The organism is Nesterenkonia muleiensis (assembly GCF_003600155.1).
Taxonomy (GTDB): Bacteria; Actinomycetota; Actinomycetes; order Actinomycetales; family Micrococcaceae; genus Nesterenkonia; species Nesterenkonia muleiensis.
This window is the reverse complement of the sequence record NZ_QWLD01000009.1, coordinates 49,817-68,795: the sequence shown is the minus strand read 5'-3', so window position 1 is coordinate 68,795 and position 18,979 is coordinate 49,817. Positions and strand designations below refer to the sequence as shown.

Here is an 18,979-nt window from a genome sequence, read left to right as displayed (position 1 = left end):
CTCCATCACCCTGCCGGTGGCAGCCATCACCGCCGCCACCATCGGGGTGCCCCAAGCCGCCGGGAACATCGACCTGACCGTGGTGGCGATCGCCCTTGGCCTTGCGCTTCTGGCCCCCGTGCTTCTGTTCGTACTCGAGCTTGCCGCACTGCGGAGAATGACCACCCCAGCCTTCGGGACCCTCATGGCCATAGAGCCAGCCATCGCCCTGCTGCTGGGACTGGTGGTGCTCTCTCAGATGCCCACCGTCATCCAATGCCTCGGCATCATTGTGGTCGTCCTCGCAGGCGCCACAGCCCAACACGGAGGCCGCCGAGAACCTCTAGCCAACACCGGCGCCATGCCCATCCATACCCAACAAGTCGAAGAGGGCTCCCCACACAACAAGGATGCGACTGATGCGGTTCAGTCTTCATCTGGGAACACAGCGGCAGAATCCGTTCAGCACTCCGCGGTGAACACAGCAGATTCTTCCTGTGACGAAGTGCTGCGAGCGTCGCACGAGGATCGGTCCCAGCGACAACCGAAGGCAAGCACACCAACTCCAGGACCGGATGTGCGAGTGTGTTTCGTCGGTGACTCTTTCGTTGCTGGCACTGGAGATCCCACCGGACTCGGATGGGTGGGACGGGTCACCGCACAGGCAATCTCCCGAGGGATGCGGGTCACCACATACAACCTCGGTGTTCGTAGAGAAACGTCAGTGCAGATCTCTCACCGCATCCTGGCCGAGGTCAAACCCCGGTTGAGCGACGTTGATGCGCCACGAGTGGTCGTCTCCTTCGGAGTCAACGACACCGTATTGGAACACGGGCAGTCACGAGTCCAGGCACATGAGGCAGTGACAGCACTGGTGAACATCCATCAGTCCCTTGCGCCGCTGCCGTTGCTCATGGTCGGGCCACCAGCAATAGACGATAATGCTCAGAACGCTCGCCTGGAACACCTTAACGAGCTTCTGCGCACCACGGCAGAAGCTCACAACATCGCCTTCATCGACACCTTCCATGCCACCGTGACTAACCATTCATGGAGAGACGAAGTCCGCAACGGCGACGGATACCACCCAAGCGCGAATGGATATCAACTACTCGCCGAAACCGTAGTCAACCCACTGACTGATTGGCTCCACGACGGCAACCATCCGGAGTTTTAAGCGGGTCAACATTGAACTTCCTATACTCACAGTCATGGCCGAACTACGAATGGTGACCGCTGCTTCCCTTACTGAGCCTTTCATTGTGTCCTTGACTCAGATGCTCGGTGACTTAGTCCGAGAAGGAGCAGCGCTAGGTTGGACAGAACCTCCATCGTTTTCCGAAGTCGCCGACATGGTCGAGAATCTAGCGGCCGCACCCGTGGGAGAAACCTGTGCTGTCATAGCCGAAGAAGAACTCGAAGTTGCAGGGTTTGGCTACTGGCGTCGCTACCAACGCCCCACCCACAGACCCCACGCAGACTTGGAGAAACTCGCAGTCAGGCCTACATCCGCAGGATCGGGCCTCGGACGCCGTCTACTGCACCACCTTATCGACCAGGCACGAACAGTCGGAATCGAACAACTCACACTGGATTTCCGTGGCGACAACCTGGCTGCGGAACACCTCTACTTATCCGAGGGATTCAAAGAGTACGGTCGCCTCAGGGACTTCGTCGCTCCAACAGCAGGACGCCGCCTAGATAAGGTCTTTCATGTCCTGGACCTACGAGACTCCAGTCGCTGAAACTCTTAAGGGAGCTACATTTTATAGTACTTTCGACGAAAGCGGCCGCTGACCTGGAGTATAAAACTCATGGTCAGAGGCCACTTTAACACTCGTGCGCGAGGGGGGACTTGAACCCCCACGACCTTTCGATCACTGGCACCTGAAGCCAGCGCGTCTACCAATTCCGCCACTCGCGCATCGGTCCTGTTATCCCGGTTTTTCACCGAATCCCTGGGACCTCAACCTGCTGAAAACAGCGAGAGTCATCGTACCCCCAAAGCGCACCGAGAACCTAATCCACCATCACGACTTCCCGAGCCAGTCGGTCCTGCTGCGCACACGTCCCTGTAGACTCACCTCGGAGATGAGATCTAAGAACTTTCTCCTGCTCGCCGCTGTCCTCTGTGCAGGCCTTCTCACCAGCTGCGTTCCAGACCCAGCCTCTGATCTGCGGTCACAGGCCTGGCGCGTGGTCTCCACCAACGGTGAATCCGGCCAGATGACCTTCAACGTCAGTACCGCTACCTACACCTCACCCACCTTCAGCCGAGGGTTCAGCTATGCAGTGGAAGAAGGCATGCTCACCCTGGACGTGGAGGACGCTGAGGACCAGGGTCCCTTCGTGTTCGAGATCGAACGGGAAAGCGGTGAGTACATCTTGGTTCCCGAGAATGAGGAAGTCCGCGAGGAGCTCGGGGAGCTGACACTGGCCCCCACCGAGGACTGACTCCGGTCTGCAGGCCGATAGACTCAACAGGTCATGCCTACGGAGACTTCCACCACCTCGGCCTACTCCCCTGCCGACCTGAACTACCCCGAACACCTCCCGGTCAGCAGCCAGCGCGAGACCATCCTTTCGGCGCTGCAGGATCACCAGGTGGTGATCGTCGCCGGTGAGACCGGCTCCGGCAAGACCACCCAGCTGCCCAAGATGCTGTTGGAGCTGGGGTTACACCACCAGGGACTGATCGGCCACACCCAGCCACGCCGGCTGGCGGCTCGCACCGTGGCCGAGCGCCTGGCCGAGGAGCTGGGCACCGAGATCGGCAGCACCGTGGGCTACCAGGTCCGCTTCACCGCCGAAGTCGGTCAGGACACCTCGGTGAAGCTGATGACTGACGGCATTCTGCTCGCCGAGATCCAGCGCGACCCGAAGCTGCGCAGATACTCCGCCATCATCATCGACGAAGCCCATGAGCGCAGTCTCAACATCGATGTGATCCTGGGTTATCTCAAGAGGATTCTCCCCGAACGGCCGGATCTGAAGATCATCGTCACCTCCGCCACCATCGATCCCGAGCGCTTCAGCGAGCACTTCGCCACCGAAGAATCCGGCCCCGCCCCCATCATCGAGGTCTCCGGGCGCACCTACCCGGTGGAAGTCCGCTACCGGCCCCCGGAGGAGACCGACAGCGACCTCCTCGACGCCGTCTCCCAGGCGGTAGCGGAGCTGGCCGAAGAGCCCGAGGGAGACATCCTGGTCTTCTTCCCCGGCGAGCGCGAAATTCGCGATGCCTCCGAGGCGCTGGCCGATACTGTCCGCCGCCACCGACGACTTGCCGGTGCCGAGATCCTGCCGCTGTTCGGCAGGCTCTCGCTGGCCGAGCAGCGCCGGGTCTTCTCACCGGGCGGGCGGCGTCGTATAGTGCTGGCCACCAATGTGGCCGAAACCTCGCTGACCGTGCCCGGCATCAAGTATGTGGTCGACACCGGCACCGCACGGATCTCCCGCTACTCCACCCGCACCAAAGTGCAGCGGCTTCCCATCGAGCCGATCTCCCAGGCCAGCGCCAATCAGCGGTCCGGACGCTGCGGCCGCACCTCTGACGGCATCTGCCTCCGGCTCTACGCGCAGGAGGACTTCGAGGCCCGCCCGGAGTTCACCGACCCGGAGATCCTGCGCACCTCCTTAGCCTCAGTGCTGCTGCAGATGTCCTCGATGGGCATCACCAGGACCCCGCAGGAGCTGCTGGACTTCCCGTTCGTGCAGAAGCCCGATGCCAAGGCCGTCAACGATGCCGTGCGCCTGCTCTCCGAGCTCGGGGCGCTGGAACGCTCGGGCAGGGTCACCGGCACCGGCCGCCGGATCGCCCAGCTGCCGGTGGACACCCGGCTGGCACGCATGATGGTCGAAGCCTCCCGCCGCGGCTGCCTCACCGAGGTCACGGTGCTGGTGGCCGGGCTCTCCATCCAGGACGTGCGCGAACGGCCCACCGACCACCGCGACGCCGCCGATCAGCTCCATGCCCGCTTCGCCGATGAGAAGTCCGATTTCTCCGCCCTGCTGAACCTCTGGCGCTACATCAGCGAGCAGCAGACTGAGCTGTCCTCCAGCCAGTTCCGCAAACTCTGCCGCCGCGAACACCTGAACTGGCTGCGCATCCGGGAGTGGCAGGATCTGGTCCACCAGCTGGGCGAACTGGCCCAGCAGGCCAAGCTGTCCACCCGCCGTATCAGGGTGCGCGATGCCATCGACCCGGTCGGCAAGCACGATGAGGTGCACAAGTCCCTGCTGTCGGGGCTGCTCAGTCACCTGGGCCTCTACAGCCCGCGCACCCGCGAATACCAGGGAGCGCGCGGCACACGCTTCGCCATCTTCCCCGGTTCGGGGCTCTTCAAGAAGAACCCGGATGTGGTGATGGCGGCCGAACTGGTGGAGACCTCCCGGCTCTGGGCCCGCACTGTGGCCGCGGTGGACCCCGCCTGGGCCGAGGAGCTGGGCTCCCACCTGGTCAAACGCAGTCATTCGGACCCGGTCTGGTCCTCTAAGCAGGGGGCCGTGGTCGCCACCGAACGGGTCACCCTCTTCGGCGTGCCAATCGTGGCCGACCGCAGAGTGCTCTACGCCACCATTGACCCGGAGTTCGCCCGCGCAGAGTTCATCCGTCACGCACTGATCGAGGGCGACTGGAACACCCGCCACCACTTCGACAAGCGCAACCGAGCGCGGTTCCAGGAGATCGCCGAGCTTGAGGAGCGGACCCGCCGCAAGGATCTGCGTGCCGCAGACCACCATCTGGTGCAGTTCTTCGCCGAGCGGCTTCCGGAGCACATCACCTCCGCACGCGCCTTCGACGCCTGGTGGAAGAAACAGCGTCACCAGACCCCCGAGCTTCTGGACCTGCCGGAGTCCACGCTGATGGCCCCGGAGGCCGAGCAGGTGGATCTGGACGCCTTTCCGGAGCACATTGACCATGACGGCCTCCAGCTGGAGCTCACTTACGCCTATGAGGCCGGTGTCACTGTCCGGGTGCCGGTGCTGTTCCTCAATCAGCTGCAGCCCCACCGGTTCGAATGGTTCATCCCTGGCCGGCGCTCCGAGATGATCACCGCCCTGATCCGGTCGATGCCCAAGCAGCTGCGCCGCAACTTCGTGCCCGCCCCCGATCTGGCCGGTCAGGCCCGCGACCTCCTGGAGCAGGAGTTCGACGCCGGGACCTCCCCGTTCAGGCCCGCACTGTCCACTGTGCTCAGACGGCTCAAGGGTGTGGTGGTCGAACCCGAGGATCTGGATCTGGAGGCGCTGCCGGATCATCTGCGCTTCACCTTCGCCGTGGTCTCCGACCGGGGCCGGGTGCTGGACTCCGGCTTCGACCTGGGTCAGCTGCAGGTCAGGTTCAGCGGCGAGAACCGCGAGGCGATCAGCCGCTCGGTCAGTCACACTGCCCATACGGTGGCCCGCCATGACGATGAATCCTGCCCGTCACAGGCCAAAGTGTCGTCACCACGGGCCACCGAACAGGTGGCGCAGCCGCAGTCCGGTGACATCGACACCTCGGCCCGGAACCAGACCTCCTGGAGCTTCGGGAACATCGATCAGCGGGTCTCCAGCAGTGTGGCCGGCCAGGAAATCACCGGATACCCGGCGCTGACCCAGGACGATGACGGCGTCCGGCTCACCATCACCCAGTCCCCGCAGGACCAGGCACGGACTCACCGCCGCGGCGTCGTCGTGCTCCTCGCGTCTGTGCTGCCCTCCCCGCAGCGGTATGTGGTGGATCACCTGAGCAACCGGGAGCGCCTGGCCTTCGGGCAGTTCGCCAAGGACGCTGCCACCAGCATCGAGCAGGTGGTCGCAGAGGCCACTACTGCGGCACTGGACCACCTGGTGCCTGAGCAGCTGCCCTTCACGGCCGCGGAGTTTGAACGGATCTCCCGGCACGCCCGTGCTGAGCTGATCGACACCGTGCTGAGGCTGACCGATGTGCTCGCCCAGGTGCTCACCGCCAACACCGAGCTGCGTACACGGCTGAGCGCGGTGAAGTCGGTGACGCTGGCGGCCGCGGTCTCCGATATGCAGGCCCAGATCGATCAGCTGGTCTACCCGGGGTTCATCACCGCCGCCGGCTACACCCAGGCTCAGCACCTGCCGCGGTACCTCACGGCCATGCGCATCCGGCTGGACCGGCTGGAGGCTGGGGAGTCGGTGGCCAAGGACACCACGGATATGCAGCAGGTCCAACAGCTGGAGGATGAGTACGACGCCGCGGTGGACTCAGTTCCGGAACAGCTTCCGGTCCCTGCCGGTCTGGCTGAGGTGAAGTGGATGATCGAGGAGCTGCGGGTCAATCTCTTCGCCCAGCAGCTGGGCACCGCCCAAACGGTGAGCGCCAAACGCGTCCGCCGCGCCATCAAGCAGTCCGGAAAGTAGACTTACGGCAATGGGTATGCCAGCAGCGATCAGCTTCGCCCCCGACGGTCTCCCCCGGTGTCCCTGGAGTGCCGGTGCCCCAGAGTTCCTGAACTACCACGACACCGAGTGGGGATTCCCGGTCGGCACCGACCAGCGGCTCTTTGAGAAGCTGTGCCTGGAGAGCTTCCAATCCGGTCTGAGCTGGCGCACCATCCTGGCCAAACGGCAGAACTTCCGTGAGGCTTTCCACGGCTTCGACATCGCGCAGGTCGCCCGGTTCACCGACGACAACGTCTCCGGGCTCCTCCAAGACGCCGGCATCGTGCGGCATCGCGGCAAGATCGAGGCGGTCATCAACAATGCCCGCCGGGCAGAGGAGCTCATTGAGCGCGAAGGATCCTTGGCCGCCTTCGCCTGGTCCTACGAGACCGTGGCCGCCGAGACCGCCGAGCCGCAGACCGTCTCCACCTCAGCGGAGTCGGTGGCCATGTCCAAGGAGCTGAAGAAGCGCGGCTGGAGGTTCGTCGGCCCCACCACCGTGTTCGCGTTCATGCAGGCAATGGGCCTGATCAACGACCACGTCCACGGCTGCTTCATCCGGTCCGCGGTAGACCAGGCTCGGGCAGAGTTCTCCCGCTCCTGACCAGACACACGGGTCAAATTTCGTATACACTATTGATGTGAGCATCCGGGTTCACCGACGTTCTGCAACCAAACATGGTTGTGCCATTGAAGCAATAATCTATGCAGCTGAAAACGCAGTCGTTGATATTGAGGAAGAGGAGGATCCTCCCAAGCGTCTTCTGCTGGGCTGGGATCCTCAAGGCCAACTTCTAGAGATCGCTGCTTTGATCCTGGACGACGGCACCTACCTGGTCATCCACGCCATGAAATGCAGATCGAAGTACTATCCGCTCCTGGAGAGGAGATGATTGCTATGACTAAGTACCGTCTGGCCAACGGCCAGCCCCTTACCGAGGAGATGGTTGACGACTTCGCCGCCGAAGCCGAGGGCGGCTACGACGTGGACAAGCTCCAGGCAAAACGTGGCCGGGGACGCCCAGCCCTGGGTGAGGGCCCTTCCACCGTTCTGCCTGTCCGACTGGATCCTGAACTGGCGCAGGCTTTGCAGAACCGCGTATCTGAGACAGGCCAGCAGCGCAGCGATCTCGTGCGCGAGGCGCTGCGGGACTATCTCGCCGCTTAGCCGGAATCGTTGACCAGACGCTCGTCGATGGCGCGGTGAGCAGCGCGCCCTCGCCCATCCATCAGTCCTCTTCTGCGGGGACATGCTCGGCATCGCCCATCAGGCGCAGTGCGACCCGGAGCTTCTCCGCGGCCTCATCCATGGCCGCATCCTCAGGATCGGTGATGACCTGGGAAAAGTCGTGATCGGCCAAAGAGTTCGAGGGCCAGACGTGCAGATGCAGATGCGGGACCTCATAGCCGGCGATCGCCAGTCCGGCCCGGGCGGAGCCGAAGGCCTCCACCTGGGCCTTGCCGATGCGGTGCGCCACCTGACTCAGATGCGCCACCAGCTCCGGCTCGGCCTCGGTCCACTTATCCACCTCGACCCGGGGCACCACCAATGTGTGTCCGTAGGCCAGCGGGGCGATGGAGAGGAAGCCCACGCAGACCTCGTCCTGCCATACGAAACGGCCGGGGAACTCCCCGCTGATCACTTTGCTGAAGACTGTCGCCATGCATTAAGCCTACGCCCTGCTACCCTTATCGCACCATGAGTACAAGCACCTCCTCCACCCCGTCGAAGGGCCGTTCCACCCGCCAGAAGCGTGCTGTGTGGGCCGCCCTCAGCGAGCTGGAGGACTTCGTCTCCGCCCAGGATCTGCACCGGATTCTCAGCGACCGCGGGGAGCGGGTCTCACTGGCCACCGTCTACAGGGTGCTGCAGTCCCACCAGGAGGAAGGGCTGCTGGATGTGCTGCGCCCCGACGACGGGGAGGCCATCTTCCGGCTCTGTGCCGCCGAGGAGCACCACCACCACCTGGTCTGCCGCAGCTGCGGGCTCGCCGTGGAGTTCGAAGCCCCCGAGATGGAGTCCTGGGCCAGCACGCTTGCCGCAGACAACGGGTTCACCGATGTCCGGCACACCCTGGAGATCTTCGGACTCTGCAAGACGTGCAGCACGAAGTAGCGCATATGAGGCGCACACAAAGTGATGTGCCGACTTCAGGTCGTGAAGGCCGCGGTCACGCCGCCGGGACCGGCACAGGCGCGCTCGTCCTGCACGGGTTCACCTCCACCACCGCCTCCATGCAACCGGTGGCCGATGCCGTCACAGCAGCCGGCTTCGAGGTAGAGCTGCCGCTGCTGCCCGGACACGGCACCCGGTGGGAAGACCTGGCAGCCACACCCGCTGAGCAGATCTTCGAGACCGTCACCGCCGCCTATGAGAGCCTGGCTGAGCGCTGCGACACGATTGTGCCGGTGGGCCTGTCGATGGGAGGCGCACTGGCACTGTGGGCCGCGGCAGAACACCGCTGTCCGGGCGCCGTCGTCATCAACCCCGGCCTGAGGCTCAAAGCTGGCACTGGTCTGCTGGCTCGGGGGCTCCACAGGATCCGGCCCACCATCGACTCGATCGCCGGCGATATCGCCACCCCCGGTGTCACCGAGGAGGCCTACGCGGTGACACCTGTGCGAGCGGTGGTGCAGCTGGACCGGGTCTTCAGGCATGCCCGGGCGGTGCTGCCGAGGCTGGCACAGCAGGGCACCCCGGTGCTGATGCTGCGCTCTCCCATCGACGCAGTGGTGGGATCGTCCTCGGCCACCCTGCTCAAGCGCACAGTCCCGCAGACCCAGGAGGTGATCCTGCGGCGCAGCCGGCACGTGGCCACGCTGGACTACGACGCCGAGCTGGTCAACCGGCGGGTGGTGGAGTTCATCCGCGCGCGCTGACGGCGGCCCACCAGCAGGCACACCACGTAGATCAGGAAGCTGATGGTGGTGATGTAGGGGCTGATCGGCACTGTGCCCGCGATGGCGATCATAATGCCCCCGACGGCCGCGGTCACCGCGAAGACGCTGGAGAGCAGCACCACCGCCGCAGGCCTCCGGGCGACCTTCAGCGCTGCCGCGGCGGGGACCACCAGCAGAGCCAGCACCAGCAGCGCACCCACCACCTGGACGCTCATGGCCACCGCGCCGCCGAGCAGGACCATGAAGACAATGGTCAGCAGATTGGTGCGGACCCCGCGGGCAGCGGCCAGCTGGGGGTCCACCGAGGCGAACATCAGCGGGCGCCAGATGAGGATCAGAACTGCCGAGATCAGCACCGCACCGGTGACCAGAGTGCGGGTCTGGAGGTCATCCACCCCCACGATCTGTCCGGTCAGCAGTCCGAAACGGTTGGCTGAGCGCCCCTGGTAGAGGTGGAGGAAGAGGATTCCCAGGCCCAGGCCGAAGGGCATGAGCACGGCGGTCACTGACGAGGTGTCCTTGTCCCGCAGTGACAGCACGCCGATCAGCAGGGCGGCGGCCACCGCCCCAAGGGCTGAGCCGGCCACCACATCGAGTCCGGCCAGCAGGAACAGGGCCGCTCCGGCGAAGGAGATCTCGGCGATGCCGTGGACCACCAGTCCTGACCGCCGCAGCATGATGAAGATGCCGATGATCCCGCCCATCAGGCCGAGCACAGCTGCGGTGATCACCGAGTTCCGGACCAGCCAGAACAGGTCCCAGTAGCCATCGGTGGTGAAGCTGGAGGTGATCTGCTCAAGCATGGTGGTGGTCTCCTTCGGCATGCTCGCTCATCACCACAAGACGGCCCTTGTGCTCGATGACCTCCACCGGGGACTGGTAGAGCTCAGAGAGCACCTCGGAGCGCATCACCTCGGCCACAGTGCCGATCCGGTGACCCCCGCGGGCGAAATAGAGCACACGGTCCACATGTCTGACCACCGGGTTGATCTCGTGGGTCACGAACACCACGGCTGAGCCGTGGTGGACCGACTGGGCGTGGATCAGCTCGGTGATGGCCCGCTGGTGGTGGAGGTCCAGGGAGTGCAGCGGCTCGTCGCAGAGCAACAGTGCGGGATCACCCGCCAGCGCCTGTGCTGCCCGCAGCCGCTGCTGCTCCCCGCCGGAGAGCAGGCCCACAGGACGGTGGGCGTAGTCGGCGGCGCCGACCTGCTCGATCAGCTCATCAACACGGGCCCGCGCCTTCCTGCTGGCCCATGGAATCCCGTATTTGTGCCCCTCCAGGCCCAGGCCGACCACGTCCTTGGCCCGCAGCGGGGTCTCCGGCTCCAGCTGATGGTGCTGCGGGATGTACCCGACCTCCGCCGAACCCCGCCGCACCGGCCGGTCCAGCACCTCTGCAGTACCCGAGCTGAGCCGCTGCAGGCCAAGCAGCACCTTCAGGAAGGTCGACTTTCCCGCCCCGTTGGGCCCCAGCACCGCGAGGAACTCACCTTGCTGCAGGGCGAAGCTGACCTGTGACCACAGCGTGCGTGCACCGAATTGGACGGCGGCCTCGTGAAGCCGCAGCGCGGGGCCGGTCAAGGGACCTCTCCCAGGGCATCCTCAACGGTGTCGATATTGGCACTCATCCAGTCCAGGAAGCCCTCGGCGTCGTCGGGGATCGTCTCAGTGAACTCCACCACCACGGCTCCTGACTGTTCGGCAGCCTCGCGGATCCGCGCCGACTGCTGAGTCTCGGTCTGCGAATTGTAGGAGAGCAGATCGACCTCCTCGGCCAGGTCCAGGGCATCGGAGTAGAGCCGCGGAGCGACGTCGTCGCCGTGTTCCACGGCATTGAGGAACTCCAGCGGAGTCTGATTCTCCAAGCCGGCGTCATCGAGCAGAAAACCGCTGACCGCCTCGGTGGCCACGTACCCCATGCCCTCTGCCTCGAGGGCGCGGTTGCGCCGGGCCAGCTCGTCAATCTCCTCCGCCAGGGCTGCGGCGTTGTCCGCGTAGTGCTGTGCGTTCTCCGGGGCGGTCTCCCCCAGATGCTCGGCGAAGTCCATCACGAACTCGCTCATCCGGTCCAGGTCATACCAGATGTGCTCGTTCTCCCAGGTCCCGTCGAACTCATGGGAGTGATGGTTCTCCCCGTCGATGAGCTGATAGACCTGGTCCTCTTTGTCGGCTGATGAGGCCAGCAGGGTGATGAATGCGTCATAGCCGCCGCCGTTGGCGATGATCACATCGGCGTTCTCCACCTTGAGCCGGTCCTGGGCGGTGGCCTCATAGGAATGCGGGTCGACCGCGGTGGACGCCACCAACGGCTCGACCTCCACGGTGTCCCCGGCGATGCCCTGCACCAGGTCGGCGTAGACATCGATGGAGGTGACCACCCGCAGACCGGTCTCACCGGATTCTGTCTGGTCATCCCCGTTTCCGCAGGCAGTGAGCACGACGACGCTCGCACATGCCGCAGCAGCCCACAGGTGTCTTTGCATGGGCACCAGAGTACAGTTGTTGCAAACTATTCTCAAAATCAGGTGTTGTCCACCGAATGCTGACGCCGGCTGTCTCTGGCCTGGGTGATGTCGTGGATCTCACCGACCAGGACCTCGAGCACGTCCTCCAGGAAGAGGATCCCCACGGTGGCTCCGGCGTCGTCGATGACCCGGGCCAGGTGCGAGCCGGAGACCTGCATGGAGGCCAGGCAGTCCTCGAGCTCATCGCGCAGGCGCATATTGCCCAGCGAGCGGACCGCGGTGACCGGGATCGGCGACTCCACCGAGGAGGCAGGCAGTGCCATCACGTCTTTCAGGTGGAGGTAGCCGGTGTAGCCGTTCGACTCCGATTCGACCACGAAACGGGAGAACCCAGTGCGGCCGACGGCCTTCTCCACCTGCTTGGGAGTCACGTCCTCAGGCACCGTGACCAGCTCCTGGACAGGGACCATGTTGTCCTCGGCGACATGATCGGTGAACTCCAGGGCTCCGGCGATGATGCCTGCCTCATCGCTGACGGTGCCTCCGCGCTTGGACTCGGCCACAATGGTCTCCAGCTCCTCCAGGGTGAAGGTGGAGATGACCTCATCACGGGGTGTGACCTTGAAGGCTCGGAGCACCAGGTTGGCGAAGGTGTTCAGCAGCCAGATGATCGGCATTGAGATCTTGTAGAGCAGCACCAGCGGCGGAGCCAGCAGCAGCACGGCGCGGTCGGCCACTGAGACGGCGAAGTTCTTGGGCACCATCTCGCCGAAGGTCACATGCAGGAAGCTGACCAGCAGCAGGGCGATGACCAGGCTAACCACAGAGCTGGCCGCGGCAGGGATCCCCATCGCCTCGAAGGGCACCGCGAGCAGGTGGTGGATGGCAGGCTCTGCCACCAGCAGCAGCAGCAGTGAGCAGACGGTGATGCCCAGCTGAGCGATGGCCAGCATCTGGCTGACATGCTCCATGGCGTAGAGCGCGGTCTTGGCCCGCTTGGAGCCGGCGTCGGCCTTCGGCTCAATTTGACTGCGCCGGGCGGAGAGCACCGCGAACTCACCGGCCACGAAGAAGGCATTGCCTGCCAGCAGGACCACCAGCCAGAACAGTCCGAAGAGATCTGAGGTCATCGTCCACCTGTCTTCTGACGCTCGGCGCGCTCTGTGGCCAACCGTTGGACACGTTCGGCGTGTGCCTCCAGGACCGCACGGCGGGCCTCCGGGTCCGGGGTGAACCTGACCCGGTCGATCCTGCGGCCGTCGATGCCCGCCACGGCCAGGCGCCCGGAGCCGAACTCCAGCTCATCTCCCAGGGCCGCGACCCGGCCGAGCTCATGGAGGATGTAGCCGGCCACGGTCTCGTAGGCAGAGTCTTCGGGGATCTCCAGCTCCAGAATCTGCGCGTTGATCTCGTCGGGGCGCATGAGCCCGGAGAAGTACCAGTCCCCGGTCGCCGACTGCAGCACTCCTGGGGTCAGGGCATCGTGCTCGTCGGCGACCTCACCGACGATCTCCTCCACCAGGTCCTCCAGGGTGACCACCCCGGCGGTGCCGCCGTATTCGTCCTCCACCAGCGCGATCTGCAGCGGCGCCTGGCGCAGCTCGGCCAGCAGGGCGTCCAGATGAATCGTCTCCGGCACCCGGGCGATGTCACTCATCAGGGTGGCGGCCACCAGCGGGGCGCGCTTTCCGCGGGGAACGGCCACGGCCTTCTTCACGTGGACCACGCCACGGACTTCGTCGATTCCACCCTCGCCCAGTACCGGGAAGCGTGAATAGCCGGTGCGCCGGGCTGTGTCGATCAGCTCCTCCAGAGAAGCCTCCGCCTCCACGGTGACCATTCGCGGCCGCGGGGCCATCACATCGGCGGCTGTCTGTTCGGAGAAGCGCAGGGTGCGGTCCAGGAAGGTCGCCGCCTGCTCATCCAGGGTGCCCAGGCTGGCCGAACGGCGCACCATGGCCGAGAGCTCCTCCGGGGTGCGGGCGCCTGAGAGCTCTTCCTTGACCTCCAGGCCGAAGCGGTTGAGCACCTTGTTGGAAAACCCGTTGAGCACGATGATCAGTGGTTTGAAGATGGCGGTGAAGACCAGCTGGGGCCGCGCCAGGGCCCGGCCGATGCGGAAAGACTCCGCCACCGCCAGGTTCTTGGGCACCAGCTCACCGATGAGCATGGTGACCAGTGTGGCCACCAGCATGGCGACGAACAGCGAGAGACCAGAGACGGCCGCTGCGGGAAGGCCGAAGCCCACCAGGACCGGTTGGAGCAGCGTGCCCAGCGCCGGTTCGACGACATAGCCGATCAGCAGGGTGTTCAGGGTGATGCCCAGCTGACAGCTGGAGAGCTGGGTGGACAACGATTTCAAGCATTTCATCAGTGGCTCTGCGCGCTTGTCGCCGTTGTCGACGGCGTGTTGAACAGTCGGCTGGTCGAGAGCCACCAGAGCGAATTCGACGGCGACGAAGAACCCGTTGCCGAGGATCAGCAGCAAGCCAATGCCAAGGAGGATCCACTCCACTTAGCGGATGCACCCCCAGTGGGAGCCGATGGGAACTGAGCGAAGAAACCAGCGCGAGCCGGGTTGTCGATACTCCATAAGGATTCACATGTTAGCGCAAAGGGCCCCAGCACTGGAACTGACCCAGGAGACTCAGATGAAGTCTCCTCATCGGCAGGGCCCGGTCAAGCTGGCGACCACCCGGTCAATGTCCCAGGTCATCGAGGGATCCGGTTCGAGGTAGGACATCAGCACTGCGGTCAGTGAAGGTGATCTCCGCCCCCACTCACAACGCCGGCATGTCCAGGCCCAAAACCCGCAGGCAGGCGACGGAAGATCCCTGCCGCCCTCGCCTTCGAGCCCGGCGAACAGCGTCGGGAGCGGGTACCCGTCATCCACATCATGGGCATAGGCCTTGGCCGTGCTCGGTGAGCATCTGGACTCATCGGTGCCTCTCTGGGGTATGTGTGAGATGGAGCGCGTTGGCGGTCCTCTCGAGGCTTTCGCTGACGTCGTCGGCGTCCCACGTGGTCTTCTCGAATCCTGGGACCGCAGTGACGATAGTGTTCTTCCAGCTCCTCTGCCATTGATCGGGAAAGCACTGTCTGAGGAGATTGAGCATGATCGGAACGGCGGTCGAGGCCCCGGGCGAGGCGCCAAGGAGCCCGGAGATGGAATGGTCCGCGCTGGTGACCACTTCCGTTCCTTGGCGCAGGACGCCGATGTTCTCCTTGTCGGGTGTGACCAGTTGCGCGCGTTGGCCGGCGACGATCAGCTCCCACTGCTCGAACGCAGCCTCAGGGTAGAACCGTTGCAGCTGGGCGAATTGCTTCTTCGGGCCGGCGGCAAGCTCTTTGATCAGGTAGCGAACCAGTGGCAGGTTCTGCAGACCGGCGGCTGCGATGACGTGAAGATTGCGCCACCGCAGGGTCGTGAAGAAGTCAGTGAGCTTGCCATGCTTGAGGAGTTTCGTGCTGAACGTCGCGTATGGGCCGAATAGCAGATGGCTTTGGCCGTCAACGATTCGCTTGTCCAGATGCGGGACTGACATCGGAGGGGCACCTATCGCTGCCTGGCCGTAGACCTTTGCATCGTGCCGGGAGGCGACCTCCGGGTCTGAACACCGGTAGAACGCGGCACCGACAGGCAGCACTGCATATCCACGGACCTCGGGTAGAGACGCGCGCTGGAGCAGTCGCAGGGCAAATCCGCCGGCGCCGACGAAGACGCGCCGTCCCCGGATCGCGAACCGCCCACGGCTGGCACCGCTCCGGCCCGATACGAGCCAGCGGCCATCCGGTTGCTGACGCAGTGAACTCACGTCGTGACCGAGCAGTACCGTCCCGCCCCGGTCGGTGATGATGCTCGTGAGGGCACGGGTCAACGCGCCGAAATCAACGTCAGTGCCATGCCGGTGACGAGTCGCGGCGATCGGCCCATCGTCGCCTCTGCCCTCCATGATCAGAGGTGCCCAGGTGGCGATCCTCGCCGGATCCTCGGAGTATTCCAGTCCGGCAAAGAACGGATCGGTGATGAGCGTCTGATAACGCTGCCGCAGATAGTCCACGCCCCGCCGGTCGAACACCACGTCCATATGCGGGCTGGTGCGGATGTACGCGCGTGGATCCAGCAGGCCGGAATCTGCCAGGTATGCCCACCATTGTCTGGTGATGTGGAATTGTCGGGCGATCTCGACGGGTTTTCTCCCGTCGGTTGGGTCAGGCATGTAGTTCAGCTCGCTCAGCCCAGAGTGACCGGTTCCGGCGTTGTTCCACGGATCGCTGCTCTCAGTCGCGAGTGAGTCCGATTTCTCCACCAGGACGATGCGCCAGTCCGGCTGGAGAAACGTGATCATCGCTCCGAGAGTCGCCGACATGATCCCACCGCCGATAAGGACGATGTCGGCCTCCTCGAACTCTCCTGCTGTTCGCCACCGCTTGCTCATGGTGTTGCCCTTTCTAGAAGCCGCATCTGGTGATCCCACCGTCGCGCACAACAGAACGTTCCGTCCAATGAACTTTCAGGTCGATATAATCCTCATATGGATGAATGGGTGACAAGCCTGGCTCCACAGCTTCGTGCACTCACGGAGGTCGCGGCTCAAGGCGGTCACATGACTGGAGCCGCTTCGGCGCTCGGGATCCCGCAATCATCGATGAGCCGACGCATCCACGCACTCGAAGAGACGCTGCATATGCCACTGCTGATTCGTGATGGCAGAACGGTGCGTCTTACTCCGTCTGCTCTGCGGCTCGCACAGCTGATCCGAGGTCCGCTCCACGACATCGAGATGTCCATCGCGCAGGTCACTGAGACTGCCGATCCGGACCACGGTACGGTCCGTTTCGGGTTCCCCCTGACCATGGGGTCAGGCGCGGTGCCCGATATGCTGGCCGAGTTCAACCTGAGGCATCCCGGCGTCCGTCTTCAACTCAAACAAGCGCACGGCTCTGCCCTCATCGAAGACCTCCGGACTGGAGAGCTCGACCTGGCGATCACGATCCCGCCACCAGCAGATCTCAAGCACACCATTCTCGCGACTCAGCAGATCAACGCAGTGCTGCCCAAAGACCACCACCTTGCCGGCCGGGCATGCATCGAGCTCGAGGAACTTCAGGACGCCCGCTTCATCGCCAATCCCACCAGCTACAACCTGCGCCAACTCACCGAACGCTGGTGCCGTCGCGCCGGCTACGAACCGAACATCGGGATCGAGATCACCGAGTTCGCCACCATTCGCGAACTGATCAGTCGTGGACTCGGCGTCGCCCTCCTGCCACACAGTCATCAGCCTGTTGAGGGGACCCTCGAGGTCCCACTTACTGGCGAAGACCACACCCGCAGAATCGCCCTGACATCGGCGACGGTCACCCAGACGGCGGTGACCCAGCGCCTTAACGACTTCATCCTCGCCCAAGGCATCAACTAACCGACAGGTTCCCTAAACCTTGGTGGGAACCGCCCCATGGCAGACGACAATGACACCTCGCTCCCAAGCCATTAGTTCCGCATGGCGCACCCACAGCCCCGGCCAGTGAGCGTCTCGCCCAGACGGCTTCTACGGAGTCTCAAAGGTCGCGGGCGAGGCAATCGGATACCTGCCCGAAGACCATGCGGTCTCTTTCGGGCCTGCCGAACCCAATAGGTGCTCATTCCCCACAGGGCGGCCTCTGCCCATCGCCGGAATATTCACTCGAGCGGATGCGGGCCTCAAGACATACAGCCACACGGCACCGAGGCTAACGCTAGGTCCATCCGGCGGGCACCGGTTTGCCCTCTTCGTAGCCGGCGGCCGACTGCACACCGGCGACCGCGCGCTGCCGGAACTCCGCCTGCGAGCGCGCCCCGGCATAGGTGAAGGAGGAGCGCACCCCGGCGGTGATGGAGTCGATGAGGTCCTCAACGCCCGGGCTGGCCGGGTCCAGGAACATGCTGGAGGTCGAGATGCCTTCTTCGAACATGCCTTTGCGCGCCCTGGCAAAGGCAGACTCCGAAGAGGTGCGGTGCTGCACCGCACGGGCCGATGCCATACCGTAGCTCTCCTTGTAGCGCCGGCCGTCGGCCGCGGTCAGCAGGTCCCCGGGGGACTCAAAGGTTCCGGCGAACCAGGATCCGACCATCACCGAGGAGGCCCCTGCGGCCAGGGCAAGAGCGATGTCCCGCGGATACCGCACTCCCCCGTCGGCCCAGACGTGAGCGCCCAGGTCTCGGGCTGCCTCAGCGCACTCCAGCACCGAAGAGAACTGAGGACGCCCGACCGCGGTCATCATCCTCGTGGTGCACATGGCCCCGGGACCCACACCGACCTTGACGATATCGGCCCCGGCCGCCACCAGCTCCCGGGTGCCTTCAGCGGTGACTACGTTCCCGGCCACCACCGGCACCACCAATGAAGTGGATTCTATGGCCGCACGCACCTCGGCCAGGGCCTCGAGCATCTTCTGCTGATGCCCGTGCGCGGTGTCGACCACCAGCACATCCACTCCACCCTCCAGCAGCGCCTCAGCCTTAGCACGGACATCGCCGTTGATGCCGACGGCCGCGCCGACCTTCAGCCGGCCAGCGGCGTCGAGGTTGGGGCGGTAGATCGTGGAGCGCAGCGCGCCGGCCCGGGTGAGGACTCCCAGCAACTCACCGGAGCCGGTGGTGACCGGGGCGTAGTCGGTGCCGGCGGCTTCCATCGCGGAGAAGGCCGGCTCCAGAGACGCGGCGGGGGCGCCGTCGTGCTCAAACAGGTCATCGGCGGTGAACTGGACCTGCGGCATCCGCATCACCGAGGCCACCGAGGAGAACCTGTCCACTCCCTCACCGTCGGCAGCGGTCACCACTCCGGCCAGCTGCCCTGCCTCGTCGAGCACACAGACAGCCCCGTGGTTGCGCTTGTCCAGCAGATGGAGCACATCGAGCACGGTGTCGGCCCCGGTGACCTTCAGCGGAGTTTCCAGCACCGGGTGACGGTCCTTGACCCAGGCGGTGACCTCCCGGATGATCTCGGTGGGCACATCCTGGGGCAGGATGCCGAGCCCGCCTCGGCGGGCCAGAGTCTCCACCATCCGGCGGCCGGTCACTGCTGTCATATTGGCAGCCACCAGAGGGGTGGAGCTGCCGGTGCCGTCATCGGTGGAAAGGTCCACGTCGAAGCGAGAAGACGCCTCTGAGCGGGACGGAATGAGAAACACGTCCGCGTAGGTCAGGTCATAGCCGGGGTCACTGATCAGATGCATCATGGACACGATAC

Annotated in this window: 19 protein-coding genes and 1 tRNA gene; 11 read left to right on the top strand and 9 right to left on the bottom strand. The window is 64.5% G+C overall.

The genetic code is table 11. The annotated features are described in order from the left end of the window. Together DVO78_RS03280 and DVO78_RS18310 are read left to right on the top strand one after the other, a co-directional pair. A partial coding sequence (locus tag DVO78_RS03280) for a DUF459 domain-containing protein (protein WP_238385120.1) occupies positions 1-1,156 on the top strand: 1,156 nt, incomplete at its 5' end. Between the two features lie 34 nt (positions 1,157-1,190). After that, positions 1,191-1,724 (top strand): GNAT family N-acetyltransferase, encoded by a 534-nt coding sequence (locus DVO78_RS18310; RefSeq protein WP_202912076.1) that lies wholly within the window; start codon positions 1,191-1,193, stop codon positions 1,722-1,724. Positions 1,725-1,819: 95 nt separating this feature from the next. Here the strand turns inward: DVO78_RS18310 and DVO78_RS03270 are convergent. After that, positions 1,820-1,903, bottom strand: a tRNA-Leu gene (locus DVO78_RS03270). Between the two features lie 167 nt (positions 1,904-2,070). Between DVO78_RS03270 and DVO78_RS03265 the strand changes: the two genes are divergently transcribed. Genes DVO78_RS03265 through DVO78_RS03245 form a run of 5 tightly spaced genes read left to right on the top strand, consistent with a single transcriptional unit; the run spans position 2,071 to position 7,546 of the window. After that, entirely contained in the window at positions 2,071-2,433 is a 363-nt protein-coding gene (locus tag DVO78_RS03265) for a hypothetical protein (RefSeq protein WP_120003384.1), read from the top strand. A gap of 33 nt (positions 2,434-2,466) precedes the next feature. After that, positions 2,467-6,357 (top strand): ATP-dependent RNA helicase HrpA, encoded by a 3,891-nt coding sequence (gene hrpA / locus DVO78_RS03260; protein ID WP_120003383.1) that lies wholly within the window; start codon positions 2,467-2,469, stop codon positions 6,355-6,357. 10 nt (positions 6,358-6,367) lie between these two features. Continuing rightward, positions 6,368-6,982 carry a DNA-3-methyladenine glycosylase I gene (locus DVO78_RS03255; protein WP_238385119.1) on the top strand — a complete coding sequence of 205 codons (615 nt, stop codon included), beginning with the start codon at positions 6,368-6,370 and terminating at the stop codon, positions 6,980-6,982. Between the two features lie 37 nt (positions 6,983-7,019). Beyond that, the gene (locus tag DVO78_RS03250; RefSeq protein WP_202912075.1) at positions 7,020-7,271 is read left to right on the top strand and encodes a hypothetical protein; all 252 of its coding nucleotides are present in this window, start codon (positions 7,020-7,022) and stop codon (positions 7,269-7,271) included. Between the two features lie 5 nt (positions 7,272-7,276). Further along, complete coding sequence (locus DVO78_RS03245) at positions 7,277-7,546, top strand: ribbon-helix-helix domain-containing protein (protein WP_120003381.1); 270 nt, start codon at positions 7,277-7,279, stop codon at positions 7,544-7,546. Between the two features lie 61 nt (positions 7,547-7,607). Here the strand turns inward: DVO78_RS03245 and DVO78_RS03240 are convergent, their stop codons facing one another. Next, the gene (locus DVO78_RS03240; RefSeq protein ID WP_120003380.1) at positions 7,608-8,042 is read right to left on the bottom strand and encodes an HIT family protein; all 435 of its coding nucleotides are present in this window, start codon (positions 8,040-8,042) and stop codon (positions 7,608-7,610) included. A gap of 35 nt (positions 8,043-8,077) precedes the next feature. Here DVO78_RS03240 and DVO78_RS03235 point away from each other — a divergent pair, with 35 nt between their 5' ends. Together DVO78_RS03235 and DVO78_RS03230 are read left to right on the top strand one after the other, a co-directional pair. After that, positions 8,078-8,494 (top strand): Fur family transcriptional regulator, encoded by a 417-nt coding sequence (locus tag DVO78_RS03235; RefSeq protein WP_120003379.1) that lies wholly within the window; start codon positions 8,078-8,080, stop codon positions 8,492-8,494. A 26-nt stretch (positions 8,495-8,520) separates the two neighbouring features. After that, positions 8,521-9,258: an alpha/beta hydrolase gene (locus DVO78_RS03230; protein WP_157983838.1), complete on the top strand. Its 738-nt coding sequence runs from the start codon at positions 8,521-8,523 to the stop codon at positions 9,256-9,258. Here the strand turns inward: DVO78_RS03230 and DVO78_RS03225 are convergent. Genes DVO78_RS03225 through DVO78_RS03205 form a run of 5 tightly spaced genes read right to left on the bottom strand, consistent with a single transcriptional unit; the run spans position 9,204 to position 14,262 of the window. Beyond that, complete coding sequence (locus tag DVO78_RS03225; protein ID WP_238385118.1) at positions 9,204-10,103, bottom strand: metal ABC transporter permease; 900 nt, start codon at positions 10,101-10,103, stop codon at positions 9,204-9,206. The two genes, DVO78_RS03230 and DVO78_RS03225, sit on opposite strands and share 55 nt — an antisense overlap. Continuing rightward, entirely contained in the window at positions 10,075-10,863 is a 789-nt protein-coding gene (locus tag DVO78_RS03220) for a metal ABC transporter ATP-binding protein (RefSeq protein ID WP_238385117.1), read from the bottom strand. The genes DVO78_RS03225 and DVO78_RS03220 overlap by 29 nt, the downstream gene beginning before the upstream one ends. After that, complete coding sequence (locus tag DVO78_RS03215; protein ID WP_120003377.1) at positions 10,860-11,765, bottom strand: metal ABC transporter solute-binding protein, Zn/Mn family; 906 nt, start codon at positions 11,763-11,765, stop codon at positions 10,860-10,862. The genes DVO78_RS03220 and DVO78_RS03215 overlap by 4 nt, the downstream gene beginning before the upstream one ends. A gap of 38 nt (positions 11,766-11,803) precedes the next feature. After that, positions 11,804-12,877: a hemolysin family protein gene (locus DVO78_RS03210; RefSeq protein ID WP_120003376.1), complete on the bottom strand. Its 1,074-nt coding sequence runs from the start codon at positions 12,875-12,877 to the stop codon at positions 11,804-11,806. Continuing rightward, the gene (locus tag DVO78_RS03205) at positions 12,874-14,262 is read right to left on the bottom strand and encodes a hemolysin family protein (RefSeq protein WP_120003375.1); all 1,389 of its coding nucleotides are present in this window, start codon (positions 14,260-14,262) and stop codon (positions 12,874-12,876) included. Before DVO78_RS03205 ends, DVO78_RS03210 begins: the two co-directional genes overlap by 4 nt. Before the next feature lie 88 nt (positions 14,263-14,350). Here DVO78_RS03205 and DVO78_RS18125 point away from each other — a divergent pair, with 88 nt between their 5' ends. Next, positions 14,351-14,485: a hypothetical protein gene (locus DVO78_RS18125; protein ID WP_274380730.1), complete on the top strand. Its 135-nt coding sequence runs from the start codon at positions 14,351-14,353 to the stop codon at positions 14,483-14,485. Between the two features lie 198 nt (positions 14,486-14,683). Here DVO78_RS18125 and DVO78_RS03195 read toward each other — a convergent pair whose 3' ends face one another. Beyond that, a complete protein-coding gene (locus DVO78_RS03195; RefSeq protein ID WP_120003373.1) occupies positions 14,684-16,186 on the bottom strand; it encodes a malate:quinone oxidoreductase in 1,503 nt (500 codons plus the stop codon). A gap of 96 nt (positions 16,187-16,282) precedes the next feature. Here DVO78_RS03195 and DVO78_RS03190 point away from each other — a divergent pair, with 96 nt between their 5' ends. Further along, complete coding sequence (locus tag DVO78_RS03190; protein WP_120003372.1) at positions 16,283-17,170, top strand: LysR family transcriptional regulator; 888 nt, start codon at positions 16,283-16,285, stop codon at positions 17,168-17,170. A gap of 316 nt (positions 17,171-17,486) precedes the next feature. On the opposite strand, the gene guaB1 is transcribed toward DVO78_RS03190, so the two are convergent. Continuing rightward, on the bottom strand, positions 17,487-18,965 hold the full coding sequence (guaB1, locus tag DVO78_RS03185) for a GMP reductase (protein ID WP_120003388.1): 1,479 nt from the start codon (positions 18,963-18,965) through the stop codon (positions 17,487-17,489). Positions 18,966-18,979: the final 14 nt, after the last annotated feature.

Bases quoted from the DNA above. Each gene is read 5' to 3' on its own strand.
- DVO78_RS03245 (WP_120003381.1), top strand. From the start codon at position 7,277: ATGACTAAGTACCGTCTGGCCAACGGCCAGCCCCTTACCGAGGAGATG.
- DVO78_RS03240 (WP_120003380.1), bottom strand. From the start codon at position 8,042: ATGGCGACAGTCTTCAGCAAAGTGATCAGCGGGGAGTTCCCCGGCCGT.
- DVO78_RS03210 (WP_120003376.1), bottom strand. From the start codon at position 12,877: ATGACCTCAGATCTCTTCGGACTGTTCTGGCTGGTGGTCCTGCTGGCA.
- DVO78_RS03255 (WP_238385119.1), top strand. From the start codon at position 6,368: ATGGGTATGCCAGCAGCGATCAGCTTCGCCCCCGACGGTCTCCCCCGG.
- DVO78_RS03190 (WP_120003372.1), top strand. From the start codon at position 16,283: ATGGATGAATGGGTGACAAGCCTGGCTCCACAGCTTCGTGCACTCACG.
- guaB1 (WP_120003388.1), bottom strand. From the start codon at position 18,965: ATGCATCTGATCAGTGACCCCGGCTATGACCTGACCTACGCGGACGTG.
- DVO78_RS03215 (WP_120003377.1), bottom strand. From the start codon at position 11,765: ATGCAAAGACACCTGTGGGCTGCTGCGGCATGTGCGAGCGTCGTCGTG.
- DVO78_RS03195 (WP_120003373.1), bottom strand. From the start codon at position 16,186: ATGAGCAAGCGGTGGCGAACAGCAGGAGAGTTCGAGGAGGCCGACATC.
- DVO78_RS18125 (WP_274380730.1), top strand. From the start codon at position 14,351: ATGTTAGCGCAAAGGGCCCCAGCACTGGAACTGACCCAGGAGACTCAG.
- hrpA (WP_120003383.1), top strand. From the start codon at position 2,467: ATGCCTACGGAGACTTCCACCACCTCGGCCTACTCCCCTGCCGACCTG.
- DVO78_RS18310 (WP_202912076.1), top strand. From the start codon at position 1,191: ATGGCCGAACTACGAATGGTGACCGCTGCTTCCCTTACTGAGCCTTTC.
- DVO78_RS03265 (WP_120003384.1), top strand. From the start codon at position 2,071: ATGAGATCTAAGAACTTTCTCCTGCTCGCCGCTGTCCTCTGTGCAGGC.
- DVO78_RS03225 (WP_238385118.1), bottom strand. From the start codon at position 10,103: ATGCCGAAGGAGACCACCACCATGCTTGAGCAGATCACCTCCAGCTTC.
- DVO78_RS03235 (WP_120003379.1), top strand. From the start codon at position 8,078: ATGAGTACAAGCACCTCCTCCACCCCGTCGAAGGGCCGTTCCACCCGC.